The organism is Mesorhizobium sp. B1-1-8, from assembly GCF_006442795.2.
GTDB lineage: Bacteria > Pseudomonadota > Alphaproteobacteria > Rhizobiales > Rhizobiaceae > Mesorhizobium.
This window is the reverse complement of sequence record NZ_CP083956.1, coordinates 4,240,295-4,265,155: the sequence shown is the minus strand read 5'-3', so window position 1 is coordinate 4,265,155 and position 24,861 is coordinate 4,240,295. Positions and strand designations below refer to the sequence as shown.

Annotated in this window: 23 protein-coding genes; 11 read left to right on the top strand and 12 right to left on the bottom strand. The window is 65.2% G+C overall.

Features of this window, described 5'->3' with window-relative positions; translation table 11 throughout:
- Nucleotides 1-2: 2 nt before the first annotated feature.
- The 5 genes from cyoD to uxuA all read right to left on the bottom strand — a co-directional run bounded on the left by cyoD (nt 3) and on the right by uxuA (nt 5,592).
- Nucleotides 3-413, bottom strand: coding sequence for a cytochrome o ubiquinol oxidase subunit IV (cyoD, locus tag FJ974_RS20725; protein WP_140536652.1), 411 nt, complete (start codon nt 411-413; stop codon nt 3-5).
- Complete coding sequence (locus FJ974_RS20720) at nt 410-1,084, bottom strand: cytochrome c oxidase subunit 3 (protein WP_140536650.1); 675 nt, start codon at nt 1,082-1,084, stop codon at nt 410-412. Before FJ974_RS20720 ends, cyoD begins: the two co-directional genes overlap by 4 nt.
- Complete coding sequence (cyoB, locus tag FJ974_RS20715; RefSeq protein ID WP_181177232.1) at nt 1,081-3,084, bottom strand: cytochrome o ubiquinol oxidase subunit I; 2,004 nt, start codon at nt 3,082-3,084, stop codon at nt 1,081-1,083. The genes FJ974_RS20720 and cyoB overlap by 4 nt, the downstream gene beginning before the upstream one ends.
- 2 nt (nt 3,085-3,086) lie before the next feature.
- On the bottom strand, nt 3,087-4,070 hold the full coding sequence (gene cyoA, locus FJ974_RS20710) for a ubiquinol oxidase subunit II (RefSeq protein ID WP_140536644.1): 984 nt from the start codon (nt 4,068-4,070) through the stop codon (nt 3,087-3,089).
- 340 nt (nt 4,071-4,410) lie between these two features.
- Nucleotides 4,411-5,592 (bottom strand): mannonate dehydratase, encoded by a 1,182-nt coding sequence (gene uxuA, locus FJ974_RS20705; RefSeq protein ID WP_140536642.1) that lies wholly within the window; start codon nt 5,590-5,592, stop codon nt 4,411-4,413.
- 90 nt (nt 5,593-5,682) lie between these two features.
- Between uxuA and FJ974_RS20700 the strand changes: the two genes are divergently transcribed.
- The 8 genes from FJ974_RS20700 (at nt 5,683) to FJ974_RS20665 (ending at nt 14,637) form a co-directional block, all read left to right on the top strand.
- Nucleotides 5,683-6,399, top strand: a complete 717-nt coding sequence (locus FJ974_RS20700) for a FadR/GntR family transcriptional regulator (protein WP_181177231.1) — start codon at nt 5,683-5,685, stop codon at nt 6,397-6,399.
- Nucleotides 6,400-6,454: 55 nt separating this feature from the next.
- Nucleotides 6,455-7,648 (top strand): ABC transporter substrate-binding protein, encoded by a 1,194-nt coding sequence (locus FJ974_RS20695; RefSeq protein ID WP_226891318.1) that lies wholly within the window; start codon nt 6,455-6,457, stop codon nt 7,646-7,648.
- A complete protein-coding gene (locus FJ974_RS20690) occupies nt 7,645-8,715 on the top strand; it encodes an ABC transporter ATP-binding protein (protein ID WP_140536637.1) in 1,071 nt (356 codons plus the stop codon). The genes FJ974_RS20695 and FJ974_RS20690 overlap by 4 nt, the downstream gene beginning before the upstream one ends.
- Nucleotides 8,716-8,759: 44 nt before the next feature.
- Nucleotides 8,760-9,623 carry a carbohydrate ABC transporter permease gene (locus FJ974_RS20685; RefSeq protein WP_140536764.1) on the top strand — a complete coding sequence of 288 codons (864 nt, stop codon included), beginning with the start codon at nt 8,760-8,762 and terminating at the stop codon, nt 9,621-9,623.
- A 2-nt stretch (nt 9,624-9,625) separates the two neighbouring features.
- Entirely contained in the window at nt 9,626-10,480 is an 855-nt protein-coding gene (locus FJ974_RS20680; RefSeq protein ID WP_140536634.1) for an ABC transporter permease, read from the top strand.
- A 198-nt stretch (nt 10,481-10,678) separates the two neighbouring features.
- Nucleotides 10,679-11,332 (top strand): LysE family transporter, encoded by a 654-nt coding sequence (locus FJ974_RS20675; RefSeq protein ID WP_140536632.1) that lies wholly within the window; start codon nt 10,679-10,681, stop codon nt 11,330-11,332.
- 109 nt (nt 11,333-11,441) lie between these two features.
- A complete protein-coding gene (locus FJ974_RS20670) occupies nt 11,442-13,613 on the top strand; it encodes an ABC transporter ATP-binding protein/permease (protein ID WP_226891316.1) in 2,172 nt (723 codons plus the stop codon).
- 475 nt (nt 13,614-14,088) lie between these two features.
- Nucleotides 14,089-14,637 (top strand): DUF6496 domain-containing protein, encoded by a 549-nt coding sequence (locus FJ974_RS20665; RefSeq protein WP_140536629.1) that lies wholly within the window; start codon nt 14,089-14,091, stop codon nt 14,635-14,637.
- 165 nt (nt 14,638-14,802) lie between these two features.
- On the opposite strand, the gene kynU is transcribed toward FJ974_RS20665, so the two are convergent.
- On the bottom strand, nt 14,803-15,996 hold the full coding sequence (gene kynU / locus FJ974_RS20660) for a kynureninase (protein WP_140536627.1): 1,194 nt from the start codon (nt 15,994-15,996) through the stop codon (nt 14,803-14,805).
- 158 nt (nt 15,997-16,154) lie between these two features.
- Here kynU and FJ974_RS20655 point away from each other — a divergent pair, with 158 nt between their 5' ends.
- Nucleotides 16,155-16,955: an alpha/beta hydrolase gene (locus FJ974_RS20655; protein ID WP_140536624.1), complete on the top strand. Its 801-nt coding sequence runs from the start codon at nt 16,155-16,157 to the stop codon at nt 16,953-16,955.
- A 38-nt stretch (nt 16,956-16,993) separates the two neighbouring features.
- Here the strand turns inward: FJ974_RS20655 and FJ974_RS20650 are convergent, their stop codons facing one another.
- The 6 genes from FJ974_RS20650 to FJ974_RS20625 all read right to left on the bottom strand — a co-directional run bounded on the left by FJ974_RS20650 (nt 16,994) and on the right by FJ974_RS20625 (nt 22,287).
- Nucleotides 16,994-17,308, bottom strand: coding sequence for a cupredoxin family copper-binding protein (locus FJ974_RS20650; RefSeq protein WP_140536622.1), 315 nt, complete (start codon nt 17,306-17,308; stop codon nt 16,994-16,996).
- A complete protein-coding gene (locus FJ974_RS20645; protein ID WP_140536619.1) occupies nt 17,305-17,829 on the bottom strand; it encodes a DUF4142 domain-containing protein in 525 nt (174 codons plus the stop codon). Before FJ974_RS20645 ends, FJ974_RS20650 begins: the two co-directional genes overlap by 4 nt.
- A gap of 90 nt (nt 17,830-17,919) precedes the next feature.
- Nucleotides 17,920-18,597: an RNA polymerase sigma factor gene (locus FJ974_RS20640; RefSeq protein WP_140536616.1), complete on the bottom strand. Its 678-nt coding sequence runs from the start codon at nt 18,595-18,597 to the stop codon at nt 17,920-17,922.
- An 87-nt stretch (nt 18,598-18,684) separates the two neighbouring features.
- Complete coding sequence (locus FJ974_RS20635) at nt 18,685-19,770, bottom strand: HPP family protein (RefSeq protein ID WP_140536614.1); 1,086 nt, start codon at nt 19,768-19,770, stop codon at nt 18,685-18,687.
- Nucleotides 19,771-20,047: 277 nt separating this feature from the next.
- Nucleotides 20,048-21,217 (bottom strand): cystathionine beta-lyase, encoded by a 1,170-nt coding sequence (locus FJ974_RS20630; protein ID WP_140536611.1) that lies wholly within the window; start codon nt 21,215-21,217, stop codon nt 20,048-20,050.
- Between the two features lie 167 nt (nt 21,218-21,384).
- On the bottom strand, nt 21,385-22,287 hold the full coding sequence (locus FJ974_RS20625) for a LysR family transcriptional regulator (protein ID WP_140536609.1): 903 nt from the start codon (nt 22,285-22,287) through the stop codon (nt 21,385-21,387).
- 102 nt (nt 22,288-22,389) lie between these two features.
- Between FJ974_RS20625 and FJ974_RS20620 the strand changes: the two genes are divergently transcribed.
- Together FJ974_RS20620 and FJ974_RS20615 are read left to right on the top strand one after the other, a co-directional pair.
- A complete protein-coding gene (locus FJ974_RS20620) occupies nt 22,390-23,379 on the top strand; it encodes a zinc-dependent alcohol dehydrogenase family protein (protein ID WP_140536606.1) in 990 nt (329 codons plus the stop codon).
- A gap of 404 nt (nt 23,380-23,783) precedes the next feature.
- On the top strand, nt 23,784-24,812 hold the full coding sequence (locus FJ974_RS20615) for an amino acid ABC transporter substrate-binding protein (protein WP_140536604.1): 1,029 nt from the start codon (nt 23,784-23,786) through the stop codon (nt 24,810-24,812).
- Nucleotides 24,813-24,861 lie beyond the last annotated feature (49 nt).

The following is a 24,861-nucleotide window of genomic DNA, read 5'->3' as shown; positions in this document are numbered from 1 at the left end:
TTTTAAGGCATCATCCCCGCCTGGTGGGCGCTCATCGCAGCCATGTTCAGGCTGAGATGGGCCATGATCCAGACCGAGCCGATCACCACGAGCGCGACGATCAGCACGCCGAAGGCGAGCGCAAGCACGTTGTTGGTGTTGTCGGGCCCCGTGGTCAGGTGCAGGAAGAAGACGAGATGCACGCCCATCTGCGCAATCGCCAGCACCACCAGGGCCGAGATCACCGCCGGCTGGTAGATCAGGCCGGTCTGCGCCGCGAGGAAAGAGGCGATGGTCAAAAGGATCGCCAGGCCGAAGCCGAGCAGGTAGCCCGAGAGCCCTCCCGCCAGTTCATGCTCGGTGATGCGCTCCTCGCCGGGCGCTGAATCGCGCCGGTCGAGCTCCTCGTCGGTTCGGCTGTCGATTTCGCTCATGGCGATGCTCCCAGCAAATAGACCAGGGTGAAGATGGCGACCCAGATGATGTCGAGCGCGTGCCAGAACAGGCCGAAGCAGTGGAGCCGCCGCAACATCTCCGGCCTAAAGCCCTTCACCCAGAGCTGCGCCATCATGGTGCCGAGCCACAGCAGGCCAAGCCCGACATGGGTGCCGTGGCAGCCGACAAGGGCAAAGAAGGCCGAAAGGAATGCGCTGCGCGAGGGGCCGGCCTGCTCGCTGGCCATCGCGGCGAACTCCTGCACTTCGAGGAACAGGAAGGCAACACCAAGAAGGCCGGTGACGAGCAGCCAGAACTGGGTGGCGGCCATCGACCGGCGGTGGGTCGCGAGCGTCGCAAGGCCGCCGGTGAAGCTCGAGGTGAGCAGAAGCCCGGTCTGCGCCGCAACCCGCGTCAGCTCGAACAGCTCCTTGCCGGTCGGTCCGCTGGCCGTCGCCTTGGAAAGGACGGCGAAAGCGGCGAAGAAGGCCGAGAACATGATGATGTCGGACAACAGGAAGATCCAGAAACCGTAGGCGACCGTGACGAATTTCGAGGCCGGGCCGCCTTGGCCGTGGCCGGTCGCTGAGAGCGGGCCATGACCGTGCCCGCCGGTGCGGCTCAGCCGATACGGATCGCGCCGCGCGCTGCCGGCGGTGATGTCGCTCATGCTATGCGCTCCCGTCTGCGCATCCAGGCAAGCTGCGCGGCCTTGCCGTCGCGGTCGATGCGTTCGACCTCGGCGGCGGGGATCTCGTAGTCGCCATGCTCGCGCCAGGCGAAGACGACGAAGGTGGCGTAGGCGCCGAGGAAGCCGACGATCGCCAGCCACCAGATATGCCAGATCAGCGCGAAGCCGATCAGTGTGCTGAAGAAGGCGGCGACGAAACCCGTCGGGCTGTTGCGCGGCATCTCGATCGGCTCATAGCTTCCTTCCTCGCCTGCACTTTGCTCGTCTATCGCCCTCTGCTTGACGGTCCAGTAGGGCTCCTCGTTCTCGACATCAGGCAATCGCGCATAGTTGAAGAAAGGCGGCGGGGAGGGCGTCGACCATTCCAATGTACGGCCGTCCCACGGGTCGCCCGTCTCGTCGCGCAGCTCGTCGCGATGCCTGATCGAAACAACCAGCTGCGTGACCTGGCACGCGGCGCCGACGATCATCACGGCGATGCCGAAGGCCGCCACCATCAGCCACGGCGTCCACAGGTCCATGTCGATATGCTGGAGGCGTCGGGTCATGCCGAGCAGGCCGACGATATAGAGCGGCACGAAGACCAGCATGTAGCCGGCAAGCGTGAACCAGAACGCCGCCTTGCCCCAGCCTTCGTGCAGCCGGAAGCCGAAGGCTTTCGGAAACCAGTAGGTGAAGCCGGCGAAGGCGGCGAACAGCACGCCCGAAATGATCACGTTGTGGAAGTGCGCCACGAGGAAGAGCGAATTGTGCAGCATGAAGTCGGCGGGCGGAACGGCGAGCAGCACGCCCGTCATGCCGCCGACGACGAAGGTGGTGACGAAACCCAGCGCCCACAGCATCGGCGTGTCGAAGCGCACGCGCCCGCCATACATGGTGAAGAGCCAGTTGTAGATCTTGACCCCGGTGCCGACTGCGATGACCGAGGTGGCGATGCCGAAGGCCGCATTGACGTCGGCGCCAGCGCCCATGGTGAAGAAATGGTGCAGCCAGACCATGAAGGAGACGATGCAGATGAACATCGTCGCCGCGACCATCGAGCGGTAGCCGAACAGCGGCTTTGACGAAAAGGTGGAGAAAATCTCGGAATAGATCCCGAAGGCGGGAAGCACGAGGATGTAGACCTCGGGATGGCCCCACGCCCAGATGAGGTTGACGAACATCATCTGGTTGCCGCCGGCTTCGTTGGTGAAGAAGCGAAAGCCGAGATAGCGGTCGAGCGTCAGCATGGCGAGCGTCGCGGTGAGGATAGGGAAGGCCGCGACGATCAGCATGTTGGAGGCGAGCGAGGTCCAGCAGAACATCGGCATGCGCAGATAGCCCATGCCGGGCGCGCGCATCTTGAGGATGGTCGTCGCCAGATTGACGCCGGTGAGCAAGGTGCCGACACCGGAGATCTGGATCGACCAGAGATAGTAATCGACGCCGACGCCCGGCGAGTAGGTCGTCTCCGACAGCGGCGCATAAGGCAGCCAGCCGGTGCGCGCGAACTCGCCGACGACCAACGAGATGTTGACCAGCAGCGCGCCGGTTGCCGTCAGCCAGAAGCTCACCGAATTCAGCGTCGGAAAGGCGACATCGCGGATGCCGAGCTGCAGCGGCACGGCGAAATTCATCAGCCCGATGACGAATGGCATCGCGGCGAAGAAGATCATGATCGTGCCGTGGGCCGAAAAGACCTGGTCGTAATGCTCCGGCGGCAGGTAACCTGGCCCGTGGATGGCGAGCACCTGCTGGGTGCGCATCATGATGGCGTCGACGAAGCCGCGCAAAAGCATCAGCGCCGCCAGCACGATGTACATGACGCCGATCCGCTTGTGGTCGACCGAAGTTATCCATTCGCGCCACAGGTAGGGCCAGTATCCTTTGACCGTTACCCAGATCAACACCGCGGCGGCGGCCAGGAAGACGATGAGCGCCGCGCCGAGCGGGATGGGCTGATCGAAGGGAATGGCCGACCAGTCGAGCTTGCCGAGCATCGTCATCCTCCCTGTTTAGGCTCGAGAGTCATGGGGGGCGTCACCGCCTTCGGCCTGATCTTCGGGCTTACCTGCGGCTCGCCGGCGGCGGTTTCGGCCGGTCCCGGGCCTGGCGGCAGCGTTTGCCGCACGATCGCCTCGAACAGGCCCGGCTGCACGTGGCCGAAGGAGGCCGGCGACGCATTGATGCTCTGCCGGGCAAGCTGGCGATAGGCGCTGGCGTTGAGCACGCCGCCGCCGCCATGCAGGGACGAGGCCCAACTGGCGAAGGCGTCGGCCGGGATCGCCCGCACACGGAAATTCATGTCCGAAAAGCCGTCGCCGCTGAAATGCGCCGACAGGCCGAAATAGTCGCCCTCGCGATCGGCCTGCAGGTTGAGCTCCGTCTGCATGCCGTTCATGACATAGACCATGCTGCCGAGCTGCGGCACGAAGAAGGTGTTCATCACGCTGGCCGAGGTCAGCTTGAAACGCACCGGCACACCGGCCGGGATGACCAGCTGGTTGACGGTTCCGACGCCCTGGTCCGGGTAGAGGAACAGCCATTTCCAGTCGAGCGCCACCACCTGGATATCGAGCGGCGGCTGGCTGGAGGCGATCGGCCGGCGCGGATCGAGATGGTAGGACCCATAATAGATCAGCCCGCCAAGGAAGAGGATGGTGAGCGTCGGAATGGACCAGACGATCAGCTCGATGCGGCCCGAATAGGTGAATTCCGGATCGTAGCGGGCCTTGCGGTTGGAGGCGCGGAACATCCAGGCAAAGGCAAGCAGCGCCACCAGCGTCGGAATGACGATGACCAGCATGACCGCCAGCGAGTTGAGCAGGATCGTGCGGTTGCCTGCGCCGATCGGGCCCTGCGGGTCAAGCACGCCTCCCGCGCAGCCGGAGAGCGTTGCGATCGCGGCGATCCAGAGGCGGCCTTGCCCGGGTCTACGGATGCTGGAACGGATCATGCGCGGCAGGAACGGTCGGTGGGATGTCATGGCCGTGAATGCCGGCACGGTGTCGGCGTTTGAGAAACCCGCCTCGGTGAGAGGCGCGTCTTGCGGCATCTTCCATCTGAAGTCTCCCCGGACAGACGTTGAGACACTTCCCCAGATACCACACAACTGCTGGACACGGCACCCAACTCGAGCACTCGCCGCTGTTCCTCAGAGGTGGTTTGCCCGATGGCTTGGACGGGCTGCGCAAGAGATAGGGCGTGGCTCCGCGCCGACCAGACGCCATCTCCGCGGGCCCGACAGAATATCGCAACCGCTTCGGCTTCGCAGAAGGCCCGGTACTGGGCCTTGTTGCCTTTAATGAGCTATGGTGTTGCGGCAATCACCGCTCATGCGACAACGCGCGGATCGCGCCGCGAAGTTCCGCCAGGCCCCGCAACCGGCCGATCGCGGCATAGCCCGGCGTAATGCGTTTGGCCGGCGAGAGGTCGTCGAGCATGCGGTGGCCATGGTCGGACCGGAAGACGATCTCTTTCTCGGACGGGCGACGGCGGTCTTCTTCTAGCAGGGCCGCGATCAATGCGATCATGTCGACGTCGCCGTCGAGATGATCGGATTCATGGAAGGATCCATCGGCCTGGCGCCGCGTCGAGCGCAGATGCGCGAACGCAATCCGCGGGGCGAAGCGGCGCGCCATGGCGGGCAGGTCGTTGCCGGCGTTCACGCCGAGCGAGCCGGAGCAGAGGCAAATGCCATTGGCGGGCGAGGGCACGGCGTCGAACAGCGCGGCATAATCCTGCGCGTTGGAGGCGACGCGCGGCAGGCCGAACAGCGGCCGCGGCGGATCGTCAGGATGCAGCGTCAGCGTGACGCCGAGTTCTTCCGCCACCGGCGCGACCTCCTGCAGGAACTCCGTCAGGTGCCGCCGCAGCACGGCGGCGTCGATGTCGCGATAGGCGACAAGCTTGTCGCGGAAGGCGGCGATGGTGAGCGGCTCGGTCGTCGAGCCCGGCAGCGCGCTGGCAATCACCATGATCAGGTAGTCGATGTCGGCCTGGGTCATCGCCTCGTAAGTCGCCCGCGCCGCCTCGCGCATTTCGGGCGAGTAGTCGGCCTCGGCGCCCGGCCGTTCCAGGATATGCAGGTCGAACGCGGCAAAGCGCGTCTGGTCGAAGCGCAGCGCCTTGGCGCCGTTGGGCAACTCCCATTCAAGATCGGTGCGGCACCAGTCGATGACCGGCATGAAATTGTAGCAGACGATGCGGATGCCGCAGCGCGCGACCGCCTGCAGGCTGGCGATCCACGCATCGATGGAACGGCGGGCCTGCCGGCCCAGGCGCTTCACGTCGTCGGGGATGGGGATCGACTCGACGACCGTCCAGGCAAGCGGCGAGCGGCTGCCGTCGGCGATCAACGCCATCCGCTCCTCGACAGCTTTTGTCGTCCATGCCTCGCCGACCGGCACCTCGTGCAACGCCGAGACGACCTCGGTTGCGCCGGCCTGCCGGATGTCGTTCAGGCTCACGGGATCGTTCGGCCCGAACCAGCGCCAGCTCTCTCGCATATGTCCTCCTGAAATTGGTCAGGCCACATTACCTCTTGATCAGTTGACCGGGCAAGCCTTAGAATGGCTTTCGCGAATGGAGGAAAAGCGATGCCGTTCCAGGCGGTCGCGCCGCAAAGATTGTATGAGCAGGTCGCCGAGCAGGTGAGCGGACTGATCGCGGCCGGCGAATTCCGCGCCGGCGACCGCTTGCCGCCGGAGCGCGATCTTGCCCGCAAGCTGGCGGTGAGCCGGCCGGTGCTGCGCGAGGCCATGGTGGCGCTGGAGCTTGCAGGCTGGGTCGAGGTGCGCAGCGGCGCCGGAACTTATGTCAGGGCCTCCGGACGGACCGCGCTCAAGATCGTCAATGCCGGACCCAGCGCCTTCGAGCTTCTTGCCGCGCGCCGCACCATCGAGGGCGAGGTCGCAGCGCTCGCCGCAGTCGCCGCCACGGAAACGGACGTTGCCGACTTGCGTGCGTTGAATGAAGAGATCGGGCGCCAGACCGCCTCGGGCCAGACCGGCGTCGAGGCTGACGGCGCTTTCCATCGCCGTCTGGCGGAGGTCACCGGCAATGCGGTGCTGGTCGACATCGTCAGCCATTTGTGGGCGGGCATGAACGGGCCGATCCTGACGCGCTTCCACGACCTCACCAACCGCCCGGGCAAGCATCGCACCAACATCGCCGACCACGAGGCGATCGTCGCCGCGGTCGGCCGCCATGACGCGGCAGCCGCGCGGCAGGCGATGGCTGTCCATATCGGTCATGTCGAGGCGGTCTTCGCCGAAGACATCGCTGAAACGACCGCGCCGACGAGGGCGGGCTGACCATGAGTTGCAATCGGAACTGAGACGGAAATCGCATAAATTAAGGGAGGAAACCTTGAAATACCGTGATATCAGCCGCCGGACATTCGCTGCCGGAGCAGCAGCAACCGGCCTCGCGGCCTTCTGGCGTCCGGCATTCGGCGCGAAGCTCGCCATGCCGACCTCGCCGGTCGATCTCAACGTGGTCGACGTCGCAGGCAACCTTGCCCTCACCCAGAAGGCGATCGAGGCCTATGCCGCGGCCAAGCCGCAGGTCGTCGGCCGCATCAACTTCACCAAGGCTCCCGCTCCCGAACTGCCGGGCAAGCTGAAGGCCCAGCAGGACGCCGGCCGGGTCGACATCGACCTCGTGCTGACCGGAACCGACGCACTCTCGGCTGGGGTGACTCAAGGGCTCTGGGTGCCGTTGCTGCCCGACCGCCAGGATTCGCTGCCGAACCTGCAGGACATCTACCTGCCGGCAGCCTGGAACATGCAAGGTCTGGCGCAGGGCCAGGGCGTGGTCGTCACTTATTATCCGTCCGGACCGCTGATCGAGTATATGCCCAGCGCCGTGCCGCAGCCGCCCAAGACCGCGGCGGACCTGCTTGCCTGGGCGAAGGCCAATCCCGGTGGCTTCATCTATGCCCGGCCGGCCAATTCGGGACCCGGCCGCACCTTCATCATGGGTCTGCCCTATATTCTCGGCGATTCCGATCCGAAAGACCCGGAGAAGGGCTGGGACAAGACCTGGGCCTATCTCAAGGAACTCGGCGAAACGATCGAATACTATCCGACCGGAACGGGCGCGACCATGAAGGAGCTCGGCGAGGGTACGCGTTCTATGACGGCCTCGACCACCGGCTGGGACATCAATCCGCGTGTGCTCGGCACCGTGCCGAAGGAAGCAGCTGTCGCTGCGCTGCAAGGCTTCCATTGGGTTGCGGACGCACACTACATGGCCGTGCCGAAGGGCGTCGGCGACGACAAGCTCGCTGTCCTGCTCGACCTGATGAACTGGCTGCTGCAGCCTGCCCAGCAGGCCTATACGTTCGACAACGGCTACTTCTATCCGGGTCCGGCCGTGAAAGGCGTCACGCTCGATCAGGCGCCCAAGGAAAGCCAGGACGCCATCAAGGAGTTCGGCCGGCCTGAATATGATGCGCTGATCTCGGGCAATCCGATCGAACTGCCGCTCGCCCCGGACAAGCTGGTTATCGCCTTCCGCATCTGGGACGAGCAGGTCGGCGGCCAGAAGGTCAAGAAATGACGGGAATGTCCGGCGCATTCCGGGAGCTGCGCCTTGACGGCGTCGGTCGCGATTTCGGGGGGCTCTCGGCACTGCGGGATGTCGATCTGACGATCAGGCAGGGCGAATTCATCGCCCTGCTTGGGCCGTCCGGCTGTGGCAAGTCGACGACGCTGAACTGCATCGCCGGCCTGCTGCCGCTTACCCACGGCTCCATCCGGCTCGACGAGCGCCGCATCGACCGGCTGCGGCCGGAGGAGCGTGGCTTCGGCATGGTGTTCCAAAATTACGCCCTGTTCCCCCACATGACGGTGCGCAGGAATATCGGCTTCGGGCTCGCCATGCGCAACCGGCCGAAGGCGGAGACCGATCGCAAGGTCGACGAGGCGTTAGCACTGGTGCGGCTGCAGGCGCAGGCTGCGAAGCTGCCCGGCCAACTCTCGGGCGGCCAGCAGCAGCGTGTGGCGATCGCCCGCGCCATCGTCATCGAGCCGCCGCTGGTCTTGATGGACGAGCCGCTTTCCAATCTGGACGCCAAGCTGAGGCTCGAGATGCGCGGCGAGATACGGCGCATCCACAATCTGCTCGGCTCGACTACGATTTATGTCACCCACGACCAGGACGAGGCGCTGTCGCTGGCGGACCGCATCGTGGTGATGCGCGACGGCGTCGTGCGCCAGGTTGGCACGCCGGCCGAGCTCTATTCCCGGCCGGCGCATGCCGACGTGGCCGAGTTCATGGGCTTCCGCAATCTCATCCCGGGCCGCATTGCCGGGCAGAACGGCACATTCCAGCGTCTGAGCATCGATGCGGCCACCATGGAGGGCACGGCCGTCGAGCCGATCGCGACGGCGGATGCGCGGGTGGCGATCCGGCCGGAGGATCTCGTCGTCCGCCAGGCCGGTCCGCTCCAGGCAATTGTTGAGTCCTCCGAATATCGTGGTCGCAGCTTCTTCGGCACCGCCAGAACATCGCAGGGGCTGGAGCTGTTCTTCCGTTCCGACCGGCCGGTGCACGACGGCGAAACCGTGCGGCTCGCCGCCGATCCGGGCCACGTGCTCGTCTATGCCGGAGACAAGGCCCCGTGAGCACCGTCCCGCCTGTCGAGGTAGGGCGCCATGAGCGGCCGCCGCTGTCGGCCCGCCTCGCCGCGCGCGGGCTGGACGGTGTGACGCTGCTCGTTTTGCCGGCCGCGGCTTTCGTTATCCTGCTGTTCGTCTATCCCTTCCTTTACGGGCTGTGGCTGTCGTTCCAGCCGAAGGAAGGCGGCATGTTCGCCAACTACGCCAGGTTCTTCTCCGATCCGTTCCTCTACCAGACGATTTCCAGGACGCTGTGGATCGCCGTGCCCGCGACGCTGTTCAATGTCATCGCCTCGGTGCCGGTCGCCATGCGCGTGCGGCTGCTCCGCAACCAGCGGCTGCTCACCACCATCCTGATCCTGCCGATCACCCTGGGCACGGTGCTGGTCGCCGAAGGCATGCTCAACTATCTCGGCCCGAAAGGCTGGATGAACCAGGTGCTGATCCTGTTCGGCCTGGTCGGGCGGCCGATCCGGCTGATCCATAATTACTGGGGCGTGTTCCTGTCGCTGGTGATCACCGGCTTTCCCTTCACCTTCCTGCTGACCCTGTCCTACATCACCGGCATCGACCCTTCGCTCGAACAGGCGGCGGCGACGCTCGGCGCCAACGCCCGCCAGCGCTTCGTCAACATCGTCTTGCCGCTGCTTGCCTCGGGCCTGGCGATCACCTTCTGCCTGTCCTTCGTTCAGGCCTTCGCGGTGTTCCCGTCGGCCGTGCTGCTCGGCGCGCCGGCCGGCCCGACCCGCGTCATCTCGATCGCCGCCTACGAGGCGGCGTTCGAGCAGTACGACTATTCGCTGGCCTCGGCGATCGCGATGGTCATGGCTGCGGTCCAGCTCGTCATCGTGATTGCCGTTCTTGGCGCACGCGCGCTCCTCTATCGCGGCTCCGCCGCCGGCGGGAAGGGTTGACGATGGCGGCGGCACGGACCAGGCGGACGGTCGGCGAGAAGCTGTGGGCGACGGCGGTCTGGATGCTGGTCGCCTTCTTCGTCCTCAACATCTTCGCCCTTGTTGCGACGGTTGTCGTCAACTCCTTCGCCACGCGTTGGCTGGGCACATGGCTGCCGGCCGGCTTCACCGATCGCTGGTATGGCAGCGCCTGGAGCGAGTTCCAGCTCGGCTATGTGCTGATCGCGACCTTCGAGATCGTCGGCGCCGTGGTCGTCATCTCCGGTCTGGTCGGCGTGCCGGCGGCCTATGCCCTTGCCCGCCGCGACTTTCCCGGCAAGCGGGCCGTGATGCTTTTGTTCCTGCTGCCGATCCTCGTTCCGCCGATGACCTACGGCATCCCGCTCGCCACCGTGCTCTATTCGACGCCGTTCGGCGGCACGATGTGGGGGGTGATCCTCGCCAACCTCGTGCCGACCGTGCCCTTCGTCATCCTGGTGATGATCCCGTTCATCGAGCAGATCGATCCGAAGATCGAACAGGCCGCGCGCGTTTTCGGCGCCAACACGCTCAGGCTGTTCATCCACGTGCTTGCGCCGCTGCTTGTGCCGGGCGTGCTTGCGGCGCTGCTGCTGGTGCTGGTGCGCACCATCGCCATGTTCGAACTGACCTTCCTGACCGCCGGCCCGACCAGCCAGACGCTCGTCGTCTCGCTTTACTATGCCGTGTTCGCTGCCGGTGTCCGCGCCGGGCAGTCGATCGACGCCATGGCGGTCATCTACATGATCACCACGCTGATCTGGCTGCTGATTGCGCTGCGCTTCGTCAGCCCGACACAGATCGTCACGCGCGCCAAGCAGCAGCCGGCCCATCGATAGGTCCGGGCGGCTGGAATGGCAGCTGGAGCATCTTGCAGCCGATGGCGATGAGGCGGCCGCCGGGCTCCGGCGGCGGAGCGGCTTTGGAATCGAAGGCATGGTCCTTCTATCGGAGGGATTCTCGCGCTAGGGTGGTGACAAGCCGCGTGGCGCCAGCATCGGCGCAAGCACAACCGGCATCACTAACGGAGTGAAGTCTTGTCCGAGCTTGTGACGATCTTTTCCATCCTGGGCGTTTTCCTGTTGGGCGCGATGAGCCCCGGGCCAAGCTTCGTCGTCGTCTCCCGCATCGCGGTCGCCGGCGAACGCAAGGACGGTCTGGCCGCCGCCATCGGCATGGGCATTGGCGGCTTCATCTTCGCCACCATTGCGGTCGCGGGCCTGACCGCGCTGCTTGTCCAGGTTGCCTGGCTGGATATCTTTCTGCGCATCGCCGGCGGCGCCTATCTGTTATGGATCGGCATAAAGATCTGGCGCGGCGCCAACGAGCCGATCGAGATCGGCACCGATGTGTCGGCTCGCGCCGGCTCGTTCTGGCGGGCGCTGCGCCGCGCGGTTCTCGTGCAGCTCGCGAACCCGAAGACCGCCATCTTCTATGCCTCGATGTTCGCCGCCATGCTGCCGGCCTCGCCGCCGCTCTGGATGCTGCTCGTGCTGCCGCCGCTGCTCTTCTGCAACGAGTTCGTCTGGTACGCGATCGTCGCTTTCGCCTTCTCATCGAGCAGGCCGCGCTCGGCTTATCTCGGCGCCAAACACTGGATCGACCGCGCCGCCGGCGCCGTGGTCGGAGCGCTCGGCCTGAAGCTGATGGTCGAGGGCATGGCCGCGGCGCGCCGGGGCTTCAGCGGATAGCACGCCCAGTGGCATCGTCGACAGGCGGGCATAGCCCGCCTGTCGACAAGGCGAGGCAACCGGATCCCCTGCCTCATGAAACCTTCTGATTTCCAGGCCGTTGTCGGCGATGTCCGACGCGAAACCCAAACCGAAACCGGCCGGCGGCGCCGGACAGCGCAGTGCCCGCAAACCGCGGCGGCAGACGCCGCGCAAGAATGCGTCGCGCCAAAAGGCGTCGAGTGAAGAAAAGCGCCATGAGGAGGCGCGCCAACAGCAGCCCCGCGGCGAGAAGCCTAGCGAAGACAAGCTCCGCCGAGACGAGTCCGGCGAAGACAAGCCCCGCGACCAAGACAAGCCCCGCGAGAAGAAGCATTCGGCCGTCGAAGCGGCCTCCGAGGTTGTCGGCGAGGCTGCACCGCCGCCGCCGGATCCGGTCGAACCCGATCCGGAGCTGACGCCCGAAGAAGCCGCGCAGGCGCGCAAGAAATACCTGTTGCGGCGGTTCTGGATCGGCGGGCGCGGCTACTGGGGCAGGCACGGCGACAAGCTCGCCTGGCCGTTGACGATCGGGCTCCTGGTCCTGATCAGCGCCAATGTCGGCTTCCAGTATGGCATCAATGTCTGGAACCGCTCGATCTTCGACGCCATAGAGCAGCGCAACGCCCACACGGTCTATGTGCTGAGCGCCGTGTTCCTGCCGCTGGTCGCCGGCAGCATCGGCCTCGTCGTCGCGCAGGTTTACCTGCGCATGACGATGGAGCGCCGCTGGCGTTCTTGGCTCACCACCGCGGTCATCGCGCGCTGGCTGGCCAACGGCCGCTACTATCAATTGAACCTCGTAAGCGGCGACCATCAGAATCCCGAGGCCCGCATCTCGGAGGATCTGCGCATCGCCACCGAGTCGCCCGTCGAATTCATCGCCGGCGTGCTCAACGCGTTCCTGGCGGCCTCGACCTTCATCGTGGTGCTGTGGACGATCGGCGGGGCACTCAGCTTCACGCTCGGCGGCTCGACCATCACCGTGCCCGGCTTCCTCGTCATAACCGCCGTAATCTATGCCGTGATCACCTCCACCTCGATGTTCGTCATCGGCCGCGATTTCGTGCAGCTCTCGGAGCAGAAGAACCAGGCGGAAGCCGAATTCCGCTATGTCCTGACGCGCGTGCGAGAAAACGGCGAAAGCATCGCCCTGCTGGGCGGCGAGGAGGAGGAGAACAGCGGCATCGACAGGACTTTTGGTGGCGTGCTGAGGCGCTGGGCGCGGCTCACCGGCCAGCACATGCGCACCGCACTTGTCTCGCAAGGCTCGAGCCTGTTCGCGCCGGTGGTGCCGGTGCTGCTGAGCGCGCCAAAATTCCTCGACGGCACGATGTCGCTCGGCCAGGTCATGCAGGCGGCTTCCGCCTTCGCCATCGTGCAGGCCGCGTTCGGCTGGCTGGTCGACAATTACCCGCGCCTGGCCGACTGGAACGCGTCGGCCCACCGCATCGCCTCGCTGATGATGTCGCTCGACGCGCTGGAGCGCGCCGAACAGAACGACACTCTGGGACGCATCCAGCACGGCGAAACGGCAGACGGTGCGATCCTCAGCCTCAACAATCTGTCCGTGACGCTGGACGACGGCACTTCCGTGGTCAAGGAAACCGAGGTGATGATCGAGCCGGGCGAGCGGGTGCTGGTCTCAGGCGAATCCGGCACGGGCAAGTCGACGCTGGTGCGGGCCATCGCCGGCCTATGGCCATGGGGCAGCGGCAGCGTCGATTTCCGCCCCGACAGGCGGCTGTTCATGCTGCCGCAGCGCCCCTACGTCCCGACAGGCACGCTGCGCCGTGCCGTTGCCTACCCCGCCGCCGCCGACAACTGGACGAGCAAGGAAATCAAGGCTGTCCTCGACAAGGTCGGTCTCGCCTATCTCGCCGCCAAACTTGAGGAAGAGGCGCCGTGGGACCAGACGCTGTCGGGCGGCGAAAAGCAGCGACTGGCATTTGCACGGCTCTTGTTGCATGCCCCCGACATCGTCGTGCTGGACGAAGCGACTTCGGCGCTGGACGAGAAGAGCCAGGACAACATGATGGGAATCGTGATGCGCGAATTGCCCAAGGTCACCATCGTCAGCGTGGCGCACCGCGCCGAGCTCGAAGCCTTCCATACCCGCAAGATCACGCTGGAGCGGCAGAAGGGCGGCGCCAGGCTGGTCAGTGATGTCAACCTCGTCCCGCTCAAGCGCAAACGGAATTTGATCCAGCGGGCGCTTTGGGGGAGTGGGGCGTGGACCCAGGGACGGCCGGGGCCGAAATAGGGCTCAGCCGCGACATGCCGGTCGGCAATCTACTGGCGAAGTCCTTGTTGCGTGTGCCGTCCAGCGCTCCTCTAACTTCTCAGGTCTTCTGCCGCCCTTTGGACTTGGCGCGTAGCGACGCGCCTAAAGCCGCAATGCCGAGTGCCGGCTGCGAAGCCAGAGATTCGCGGACTTGCACAGGCCGAATGGCGGAATGCTGGCTGGACAGGTTGAGTGCCTGAAGAAAAGAATAGCGGAGGCACGGTTCCAGCCGCGCTGAGAACCGCGGAACATCCACCGCGCGGGGGCGTTGGTTTGACGCCCGGCGCCGGACAACGAGGCCTCCGGTTCCCGATGATCATGACGCGGTCCAGCATCCAGCAGGCAACGCGATGAACGACACAAATACCATCAATATCATCAAAGAACGCCTGATTGGTACCTGGATGCTTGTCGAGTAGTCGGAGCAGCAAGAAAACAAGAAAGGAGAAACGCGATGCCGGACAAGAAAACCATCGAGAAGGCGCAAAAGGACAAGCGCGAAGGCAAGTCGCCGACCACCCAGGCCGGCGAGTTTGTGCACGAAGAGATTGACAAGATCCGCCGCGGCGAGCACGGAGCGCGCTCGACGAAGCAGGCCATCGCCATCGGCCTTTCCGAGGCGCGCCGCGCAGGGGTCGACCTGCCGCCGCCCAAGAAAGGCAAGGCCAAGGAGAGTACACGCAAGAGCGCGGAATACGCCTATGAGGCGGGCCAGGGAGAGCGCAAAACGCAGCGCCGCCCGAAGGTCTCGAAGGCTGTCTCCGAGGTGCTTGAGCATGAACCGAAGAGCACGGCATCACATCAGGCGCTGTCACGGCAAACCAAAGGCGCGGCATCACGCCGGACCGTGAAGGAACGTTCGGCTGCGGCCAAGAAGGCCGCCGAGACGAAGGGCGCATCCGGCCGCTCGGCCGCCGCGCGCAAGGCAGCGCAGACCAAGGGGGCGGCTGGACGAAAAAAAGCAGCGCGCAAGGCTGCCGAGACGCGTGCGGGCCGCACCTAGTCTAGCCCGGTGGTTCGCGACGATAGCGGGGGAGAGAGAAGGGCACACGGTCATCGGGCCATAGAGTGCGGCGAACTCGGCAAGGCAAGGCCGATGCCGACGAGGCTGGCCTCTATCACGTCCTTCGCCAGCCGCTTCCGTCATGAGTTCAGGCCGGCCTGCCCGTCACGTCACCGCCGCGCGGCGCCTGTAGGTCGCATTGTCCCAAAGCCGGTTCGTCATCACGTCTTCGAGGATGTCGACAGCGGCCAGAATATCCTCGCGGCCGATATAGAGCGGCGTGAAGCCGAAGCGCATGATGTCGGGGGCGCGGAAATCACCGATCACGCCGCGCGCGATCAGCGCCTGCATGGCGGCGTAGCCGTCCGGGAAACGGAACGACACCTGGCTGCCGCGCCGGTTTGGGTCGCGCGGACTGGCGAGCGCCAGCTCGGGGCAGCGCGCCTCGACCTCGGCGATGAACAGTTCGGAGAGCTCGATCGAGCGCGCGCGGAGATCGTGCAGGTCGACCTCGTCCCACACCTCGAGCGCCGCCTCGAGTGCGGCGAAGGACAGCAGCGGCGGCGTGCCGATGCGCAACCGCTCGACGGTTTCGGCCGGCCGGTAGTGCAGGTCGAAATCGAACGGCGCGCCATGGCCGAGCCAGCCCGAAAGGGCAGGGCGCGCGCCGGCGATATGCTGCTCCGCGACATAGATGAAGGCCGGCGCGCCGGGGCCGCCATTGAGGTATTTATAGGTGCAGCCGACGGCAAAATCGGCGCGCGCGCCGACAAGATCGATCGGCATGGCGCCGGCCGAATGAGCGAGATCCCAGATGGTGACCGCACCGGCGGCGTGGACTTTCGCGGTGACCCCGCCCATGTCGTGGATGCGCCCGGTGCGATAGTCGACTTCGGTCAGCATGACCACCGCTACATCCTCGTTAATCGCCGCCTCGACATCCTCCGGTTCCGGCGTGCGCAGTTCATAGCCGCGGTCGAGCAGCGCGATCAGCCCTTCCGCCATATAGAGGTCGCTCGGGAAATTGCCGCTGTCGGAGAGAATGACGCGCCGCTGCGGCCGCAAGGCAAGCGCCGACGCCAATGCCTGGTAGACCTTGATCGACAAGGTGTCGCCGACGACGACGCTGTTTGGCGGCGTGCCGATCAGCCTGGCGATCCTGTCGCCCACCGTGCGCGGCTTGGCGATCCAGCCGCGCGTGTTCCAGGCGCGGATCAGGTCCTTGCCCCATTCCTCGGTCATCAGCCGGTTCACCGCTGCCACCGCCGCCTTGGGCAACGGCCCGAGCGAATTGCCATCGAGATAGATGACGCCGTCGGGCAAATCGAACAACTGGCGCGTCCTGGAAAAATCGGTCATCTGGAAACCTGATGGAATCTGGCCGGTCTTGGCAGCCCGCGCAGAAAACACTGCTTACGGCCGAGGCGCAATGTGGCTAAGCCATGCGATGTTGCAGCCAGCCCAAATGAAACAGGCATTTGCGGACACTGGCGGAACGGGCATTGAGACGAGGAATCATGGATTACGACAGCGCCTACGCCAATAGCGCCTTCATCGCCGGCGCCGAGACCTATCCGCCGCGCTGGGAGCGCGAGGCGGCCGCCTTTCGTAGCGCGCTCGGCGCGCGCGCAAAACTCGGCCTCGCCTACGGGCCGCTTGAGCGAAACCGCTTCGACCTGTTCCTGCCGCAGGGCGAGGCGAAAGGGCTGCTGGTCTTCGTCCATGGCGGCTACTGGCTGGAGACCGGCCGCGAAAGCTGGTCGCATCTCGCCGCCGGCGCCGTCGAGCGTGGTTTTGCGGTCTCGATGCCTTCCTACACGCAGGCGCCCGCCGCGCGGATACGCGACATCACGCAGGAAGTCGCACGCTCCATCGAGGCCGCATCGACGCTCGTGAGCGGACCGGTGGTGGTGACCGGCCATTCCGCCGGCGGCCATCTTTCAGCCCGCATGGGCTGCGCCGACATGCGCCTCGCGGCCGATGTCGTGCGGGTCGTGCCGATCTCGCCGCTGTCCGATCTGGAGCCACTTGCCGCCACCAGCATGAACGCCGAATTGCGCCTCGACGCGGCGGAAATTGCCGCCGAGAGCCCGGCCAGGCTGGCACTGCGTTCGGATTGCTCCGCCCATGTCTGGGTCGGCGCCCAGGAGCGTCCGTCCTTCCTTTGGCAGGCAAGGCTGCTGTCGGAGGCATGGAACTGCCCCTGGACGCCGGCCACCGGAAAACACCATTTCGACGTGTTCGAGGATCTGACCGATGCCAGGTCGGATCTCGTCGGCGTCTGCCTCGACGCGGTCGCTTGGCAAAGCGGTCTATAGAAGGGCCGGCGGCAAGTCGGGCCGCCGGTCCGGACAGCTCAGGGCGAGACGTCGAGATGACCTTTCATGTTCGGGTGGAAGCGGCAGAAATAGTCGACTGCTCCCGCCGTCTTCAGCGTCGTCCTGCCCTTCGACTTCGGCGCGATCATCACCTCCCAGCCGCCCTTCACCGTGGCGGTGTGGGCAAGCGCGTCCTTGTTCACCCATTCGATCGTGTCGCCGACCTTGGCTTCGACGCTTGCCGGTGAAAAGACCAGCTTGTCGATCGTCACCTCGATCGTGGCCGCCGACACCGGCCTGGCTACGAAGGCCAGCGCCAGGGCGCCGAAAAGCGTCAACGCGCCCGCTTTCATTTCAGCATGCCGGCGACGTGTTCGGCATGCTGCTCATGGCCCTGGAAGATCTTCAGGCCGGTTTCGAGCAGGCTCTTCAGCTCGGCATTGCTGGCCGAGGGGATGAGCAGCGTTTCCAGCGCGCTGTCGACCTGCTTGTGATAGGCGACCTCGCTTTCGATATAGGCTTTATCGAAAGCGGCGCCCTTCAACTTGGCGAGCTTGGCGCGTTCCTCCTTCGCCGCCTTGGTCAGCGACTGGCTGGTGGCGTTGTCTTCCGGCGTGACTTTCAGCTTCTTGACCAGGTCCAGCGCCTGCTTGTTCACCGCCACATGGTCGCGCTCCATGTCCTTGGCGAAATCGACGATCTCCTTGGTCTTCGACTTCTTGATCGCCAGCTTGGCCGCCTCGATGTCGATGGTGCCTGCCGTATAGGCGATATGGGCGATCTGCGGGTCGGTCGGCTTGTCGGCGGCCTGCGCCAGCGGTGCGGCGCTGACAAGAAGCAGGCCGGCAAGGGCTGCGGTCGGTCGGTTAAACATGGCATCTCCTTCGCCCGGCAGCTTTTGCCAAGGCTTCATCTGGGGTTGACGCACATTGGATGCGGGCGGCGGCAAAACGTTCCCCAAAAATCAGCTCTCGACGCCGAGCCTTCTCATCACCGCCTGGGTCAGCCGCTCGCAGCGCCGGCCGGCGAAGGGGAAGGCATCGAGCAGCACAGGCCCGATCTCGTCGTCCAGCGCCTTGCGCACCAACGCGCGGGCGCGGTGCAGCCTGGTCTTCACCGTCTCCGGCTTGACGCCGAGCAGGTCGGCGGTTTCCTCGATGCTGAGGCCCTCGATGACGCGAGCGACGAAGACGGTGCGATAGACATCGGGCAGACTGTCGGTCGCCCGTTCGACAAGGCCGAGGATCTGCCGCTGCGCCATCGTCCGCTCCGGATCGTCGCTTGGATTCAAGGGGAAGCGGATGATCTGCGCCTCCGGATTGTCTGCCATCACCACCGTACGCTTGCCTTTACGCAGCCGGCCGAGCGCCTCGTTGATGACGATGCGCGACAGCCAGGTGGAGAGCGAGGCATCGCCGCGAAAGGCGCCAAGATTGGAAAAAGCCCGAACATAGGCCTCCTGGACGATGTCCTCGGCCTCGGCGTCGTTGCGCACCACGCCGCGCGCGATGCGGTAGAGCCGCTGGTTGTGCGTCTTGATGATCAGGCGAAAGGCATCCGCCTCGCGGGCCAGCGCCCGGCGCACCAGCGCCATGTCGCCGTTTGAGGCAACCGCAGCCGCCGGTATAGCAAGCTTCCTCATCGTGACCCTGATCTCTCCCTGCAGACGATTCCGTCGCGCATTGGACGCGCCTGCCGGAAAAAGGTTCCCGAAGCTGGCGGCCTGCCGCTACGCTACAGCCTTGAGCGGCGCCTTGTCTGCCGCCGGCATGCGCGCGGCGGCCGCCAGAAGGTCTGTCTGGGTGATCAGGCCGAGAATGCGTCGCTCGGCATCGACGATCACCACCGCGTGGCTGCGCCCGTCGGTGAGCACCGGAAGCAGGCTCATCGCCGGCGTCTCGGGCGAAGCGGTGCCTGCCTTCGACATGACGCTCTTCACCGTGTCGATCGCCCTGGTCAGCTCGCGCAGGCCGACGGCTCCGGCCAGCCTTGCCTCGGCGTCGACCACCGGCAGGGTGCGAAGGTTGTGGTCGAGCAATTGCATTCGCGCCTCGTCGGTCGACGCATGCTCCGGCACCGAGATCACGTCGCGGGACATGATGTCCTGGCAGAGCAGCGTCCGGTGCGAGCGCACCATCGCCTGCAGCTCGACCTGGCGCAGCAGCCGCTCGAGGTCGTCGCGGTCGATGTCGAAGGTTTCGTCGAGCGCCTTGAGCGCCGCATCGACATCCTCGGGCCGGAAGCCAACGCGCTCGGTCGGCGGCCGGTCGGAAGTGCCGTGGCTGTTCGCGGTCGGCACATGGACATGCGGATAGTTGCGCCGCGACAGCAGGTGGAAGAAGAAGCCGAGCGCGACGAGGATGGTCGAGTTCAGCGCCACCGGCACGAAAGGGAACAGGAAGCCGGCGCTGACCACGGCCGGTCCGCCGAGCACGCCGGTCAGTGCCGCGGCACCGCCCGGCGGATGCAGGCAGCGGGTGAATGACATCGCGGCAATCGCCAGGGCCACGGCAAGGCCGGACGCGATCACCGGGTCATGCACGAAATGCGCCACCGTCACGCCGACCAACGCCGAGATCGAATTGCCGCCGATGATCGACCAGGGCTGCGCCAATGGGCTCGACGGCACGGCAAAGAGCAGCACGGCCGAAGCGCCCATCGGCGCTACCAGCATCGCCACATGCGGGCCGCCACCCATGGCGAGCCCGCTGATCACGCCGGTCAGCGCGATGCCGATGGTGGCGCCGATGCAGGCGAGCAACCGCTCGCGCAGTGTAGCGCCGGCCAGGATCGGAACGAAGAGGCGGAACGCCATGGCAGGCCCAGTAGCTTGAGGTATCGAATGATGATTTTGCGCTGCTCGCAATGCCGCCGAAGCCACGGATTTGGAAGCCAAACCAATTCGTATATTCGCGACCGGGAAGAATATTATTGCGCGAGACGATACACGCGCCTCACCGCTAGCGGCCTCGGCTTTCTCAATTGCGCCAAGGCGTTACGGCCTTTTGCGGAATCGGTTCGGCAACCGGCTTGTGCCTGAAGGAACGTCACCATCAGGCAGGTCCTAAGAGTTCCCGCCGGTCGGCCCTCACTCAGGCTTCGGCCGCCGCGGCGAGCCCGCGCAACAGGTCGGCCTTGAGGTCCTCGACATCCTCCAGCCCGATCTGCAGGCGCAGCAGCGGTCCTTCATAGGAACCCCTGGCGACGGTGCGGTCGCCGAGGAAGACCGGCACGGCGAGGCTTTCGTAGCCGCCCCAGGAATAACCGAGGCCGAAGATCGTCAGCGCGTCGAGGAAGGCATGCTGCGCCTTCTGCCCGCCGCCCTTGAGCACGATCGAGAAGATGCCGCTGGAGCCGCAGAAATCGCGCTTCCACAGTGCGTGATCCGGGTGGCTCGGCAGCGCCGGATGCAGCACTTGCGCGACGCCCGGCTGTTCCTCCAGCCAGCGCGCGATCGCCAACGCGCTTTTCTGGTGGTGCTCCAGCCGCACCCCCATCGTGCGCAGGCCGCGCAGCACCTGATAGATGTCGTCCGGGCCGGAGCAGCAGCCCAGCGTGCAGAACCCTTCGTAGAGCTGCTTCCAGCACGCCTCGTTGGCCGAGACGAGGCCGAGCAGCACGTCGGAATGGCCGGCCGGGTATTTCGTCGCCGCATGGATCGAGATGTCGACGTCATGATCGAGCGGCTTGAAATAGATCGGCGTTGCCCAGGTGTTGTCCATCATGACGATGGCGTTCGCCGCGTGTGCCGCCTTGGCGATCGCCGGAATGTCCTGCACCTCATAGGTGTTTGACGCTGGCGATTCCGTGAATACGACCCTGGTGTTGGGCTTGATCAGCGCGGCGATGCCGGCGCCGATGCGCGGATCGTAATATTCGACCTCGACGCCGAGCCGCTTCAGCATCGTGTCGGCGAAATGGCGCGTCGGGTGGTAGATGCTGTCGACGATCAGCAAATGGTCGCCGGCGGCGAGGAAGGTGATGAGCGGCACCGTCACCGCCGCGAGCCCGGACGGCACGGCGATGGTGCCTGCCGAACCCTCCAGCGCATCGACGGCGAGCGTGAGCGCATCCATCGTCGGCGTGCCGCGTGTCCCATAGGTGTATTTCTGTGCGCGTGTGACCATCGAGGCGGCGTCTGGATAGAGCACGGTCGAGGCATGCACCACCGGCGGATTGACGAAGCCGAAATAGTCGCGAGGGTTGTTGCCGGAATGGGCAAGCCGCGTGTTGATGCCGATCTCGCTGCCGTTTGTTGCCATGGTTCGTTACCCGTCGAAAGATGTCAGGGCCCAGCCATAGAGCGGCGGCAAAGGCCGTGCAACCGCCGCGAACCCGCCAAGCGGCGGTGTTCGGGTGGGCCAAATCGTCCTCATGGCGCGCAGCTCGCAAACCGACGGCGGCCATTTGTCCCCCGCCATTCCTCGCCTCAGCCCACAAGCTTCGGCAATCCGGCGGCCAGCGCGTCGACGGCGACGCGGACCTTGAGCGGCAAATGCGGCGTTCGCAGCCACAGCACATGGACATCGTAGAGATACTCCGGCCGGTCCGGCCAAAGCAGGGTCAGCGCGCCCGCCTGGATGCGCTCGCGAACCAGCCAGACGGGCAGCCAGGCAAGCCCAAGGCCGGCGGTCGCGGCATCGGCGATTGCATCGAGGTCGTCGAGCCGCAGACGGCTGGCCGGCATCACCTCCAGTTGCTGTTGCCCGCTTCGCGGAAACAGCCACGGTTGAACGATGCGGTCCGAGCGGCGATAGATGATGGCGTCGTGCCCGTCCAACTCCTCGATCTGTCGCGGCTCGCCATGCTTTTCGAGATAGGAAGGTGACGCGCACACCACCATGCGCTGGCGTGCGACGCGCCGTGCGATCACCCCGGCTCTGTCTTCCAGGTCGCCGGTGCGGATGGCAAGATCGTAGCCATCCTCGGCAAGGTCGGCGAAGCGGTCGTTCAGCGACAAATCGAGCTCCAGCGTCGGACGGTGCCGCGCAAGCTCGAGCAGAATCGGCAAAACGCAGCGCCGGCCGAAATGCGCCGGCATGGTGACGCGCAGCTTGCCGCGCGGCTCGGAGAGCTGGTCGGCCGCCAGCGCGTCCGCCGCCTCGGCCTCGGCGAGCACTACCCGGCATCGTTCATAATAGGCGCGTCCGAAATCGGTCAGGCTCCGGCGTCGCGTCGTTCGGTTGATGAGGCGCACGCCGAGCCGCTCTTCGAGAAACCGGACATGCTTGCCGACCATCGGTGCGGAGAGATCGAGCGCGGCCGCAGCCGCGGCGAACGAGCCTTGGTCGACGGCCTTGACGAACACTTCCATACTGGCAAGCCGGTCCATATTCAAAACCCACAGTTTCGACTGTTCTGTTCCGCGAGCTATTTATCGTCAGGAAGTCCGCCGGCATAGCTCATTCCGTTCAATCTTTTTGGAGTTGGCCGGATGGCACGAGTGGTTCGCTTTCATCGCCTCGGCGGTCCCGAGGTTCTGTGCATCGAGGATGTAGAGGTGCCGCCGCCAGTTCCAGGCGAGGTGCGGATCAGCGTCAAAGCGCTGGGCCTCAATCGCGCCGAGGTATCGTTTCGGGCGGGCACCTACATCGAGACCGCGCAATTGCCTTCCGGGCTCGGCCTGGAGGCTGCCGGTGTCGTCGAGTCCCTTGGCCAAGGCGTCGAGGGGCTGGCCGTGGGCGACGCCGTCAGCATCGTGCCGCCGGTCTCGATGATCCGTTGGCCTACCCATGGCGAGCTCGTTACCGTTCCCGCCGGGCTTGTCGTCAGGCATCCGCCGTCTCTTAGCTGGGGAGCCGCGGCGGCGCTGTGGATGAAATATCTGACCGCTTACGGCGCGCTGGTCGACATTGCCAGGCTGGGCAGCGGCGACTTCGTCGTCATTACCGCGGCCTCGAGCAGCGTCGGCCTCGCCGCAATCCAGATCGCCAATATGGTCGGGGCAACGGCGGTCGCCGTGACCCGCACGTCCCGCAAAAGGCAGGCGTTGCACGAGGCGGGCGCTGCGCATGTCATCGCGATGGCGGAGGAAGACCTCGAGGCCCGGCTGAAGCACATCGCCGGCCGCGACGGGGTGCGCGTCGTGCTCGAGGCGGTCGGCGGTCCGATTTTCGCGCCGCTGACGGCAGCGATGTCGCGCGGCGGCATTCTGCTGGAGTATGGCGGCCTGAGCCCCGAACCCACGCCCTTTCCCCTATCCACGGTGCTCGCCAAGTGCCTGACACTGCGCGGCTATCTCGTCCATGAGATCACCGGCAATCCAGGCAAGCTCGAAGAGGCCAGGAAATTCATCCTCGCAGGGCTGGAGGCGGGTGACCTCAGGCCGGTTATCGCCAGGACCTTCCCCTTCGAACAGATCGCCGACGCCTACCGCTTCCTGGAATCGAACGAACAGTTCGGCAAGGTCGTCGTGACGATCTGACCGTCCCGCGGTTTTACCATATGGCGCGAGAATGCCGACAAAGCGGTTAATTGGCAAAGCGCCGTGACCCGCAGTAAAGCCGAAGCAGCAATTTCCAGAATATCATGCCGATCCGGCTGACCGGCCTTTGCCGACTTTATTGGCAAGATTAGCCGATTTGTTAGCGTGTTTGTCTGCAATCCGCGCATTTGCGGCAATTGCTTTTCAAAGGCGTGCGCATCCGGTCATTTCCCTTGACCTCACAGGAATAATCGCCTTCGATGCGTTTCGTGAATGGGAGGCAGTGCATCGGCAATGATGCGGGTCCGGGAGTGGGCCGTAAGTGGGAGCTGCATTCACACTCGAAAAAATCAGGGCTGCCTGGGAAGCAGGGGCGCCTGTAAGCAGAAAAGGGTCTGTGGGTCATGAAACACATTGCAATCGGCATTCTTGGCGCCGCCGCATTCGGGTTCGCGGCGTCGGCCGCTTCGGCCGGCACGCTGGACACCGTGAAGCAGAAGGGCTTCATCCAGTGCGGCGTCTCGACCGGCCTCGCCGGCTTCTCGGCACCGGACGACAAGGGTGAATGGCAAGGCATCGACGCGGATTTCTGCCGCGCCGTCGCGGCCGCCGTCTTCGGCGACGGCACCAAGGTCAAGTTCACGCCGCTCAGCGCCAAGGAGCGTTTCACCGCGCTGCAATCGGGCGAAATCGACATCCTGTCGCGCAACACCACCTGGACGATCAACCGTGATACCGCGCTTGGCCTGAACTTCGTCGGCGTCACTTACTATGACGGCCAGGGTTTCATGATCAACGCCAAGAAGCTGCCGGGCGTGAACTCGGCGTTGCAGCTCTCGGGCGCCGCCGTCTGCGTGCAGAGCGGCACTACGACCGAGCTCAACCTTGCCGACTATTTCAAGTCGAACAAGATGGAATACAACCCGGTCGTGTTCGAGAAGCTGGAAGAGGTCAACGCCGCTTATGATGCCGGCCGCTGCGACGTCTACACCACCGATCAGTCGGGCCTATACGGCATCCGCCTGACGCTGGGTTCGCCGGCCGACCATGTCGTGCTGCCCGAGATCATCTCCAAGGAGCCGCTCGGCCCGGCCGTGCGCCAGGGCGACGACCAGTGGTACCACATCGTCAAGTGGACCCTGTTCGCGCTGCTCGACGCGGAGGAGCTCGGCATCACCAAGGCCAATGTCGACGAGATGAAGAATTCGGACAATCCCGAGATCAAGCGCGTCCTCGGCCAGGAAGCCGACACCAAGATCGGCACCGATCTAGGCGTGTCCAACGACTGGGTCGTCAACATCGTCAAGGCCGTCGGCAATTACGGTGAAATGTTCGAGAGGAATGTCGGCTCGGGCAGCCCGCTCAAGATTGCCCGCGGCATTAACGCGCTGTGGACCAAGGGCGGCCTGCAATACGCTCCGCCGATCCGCTGATTGAAATGTGATCCGGGAGGCAGATCCTCTGCCTTCCGGTTTCTCTTTC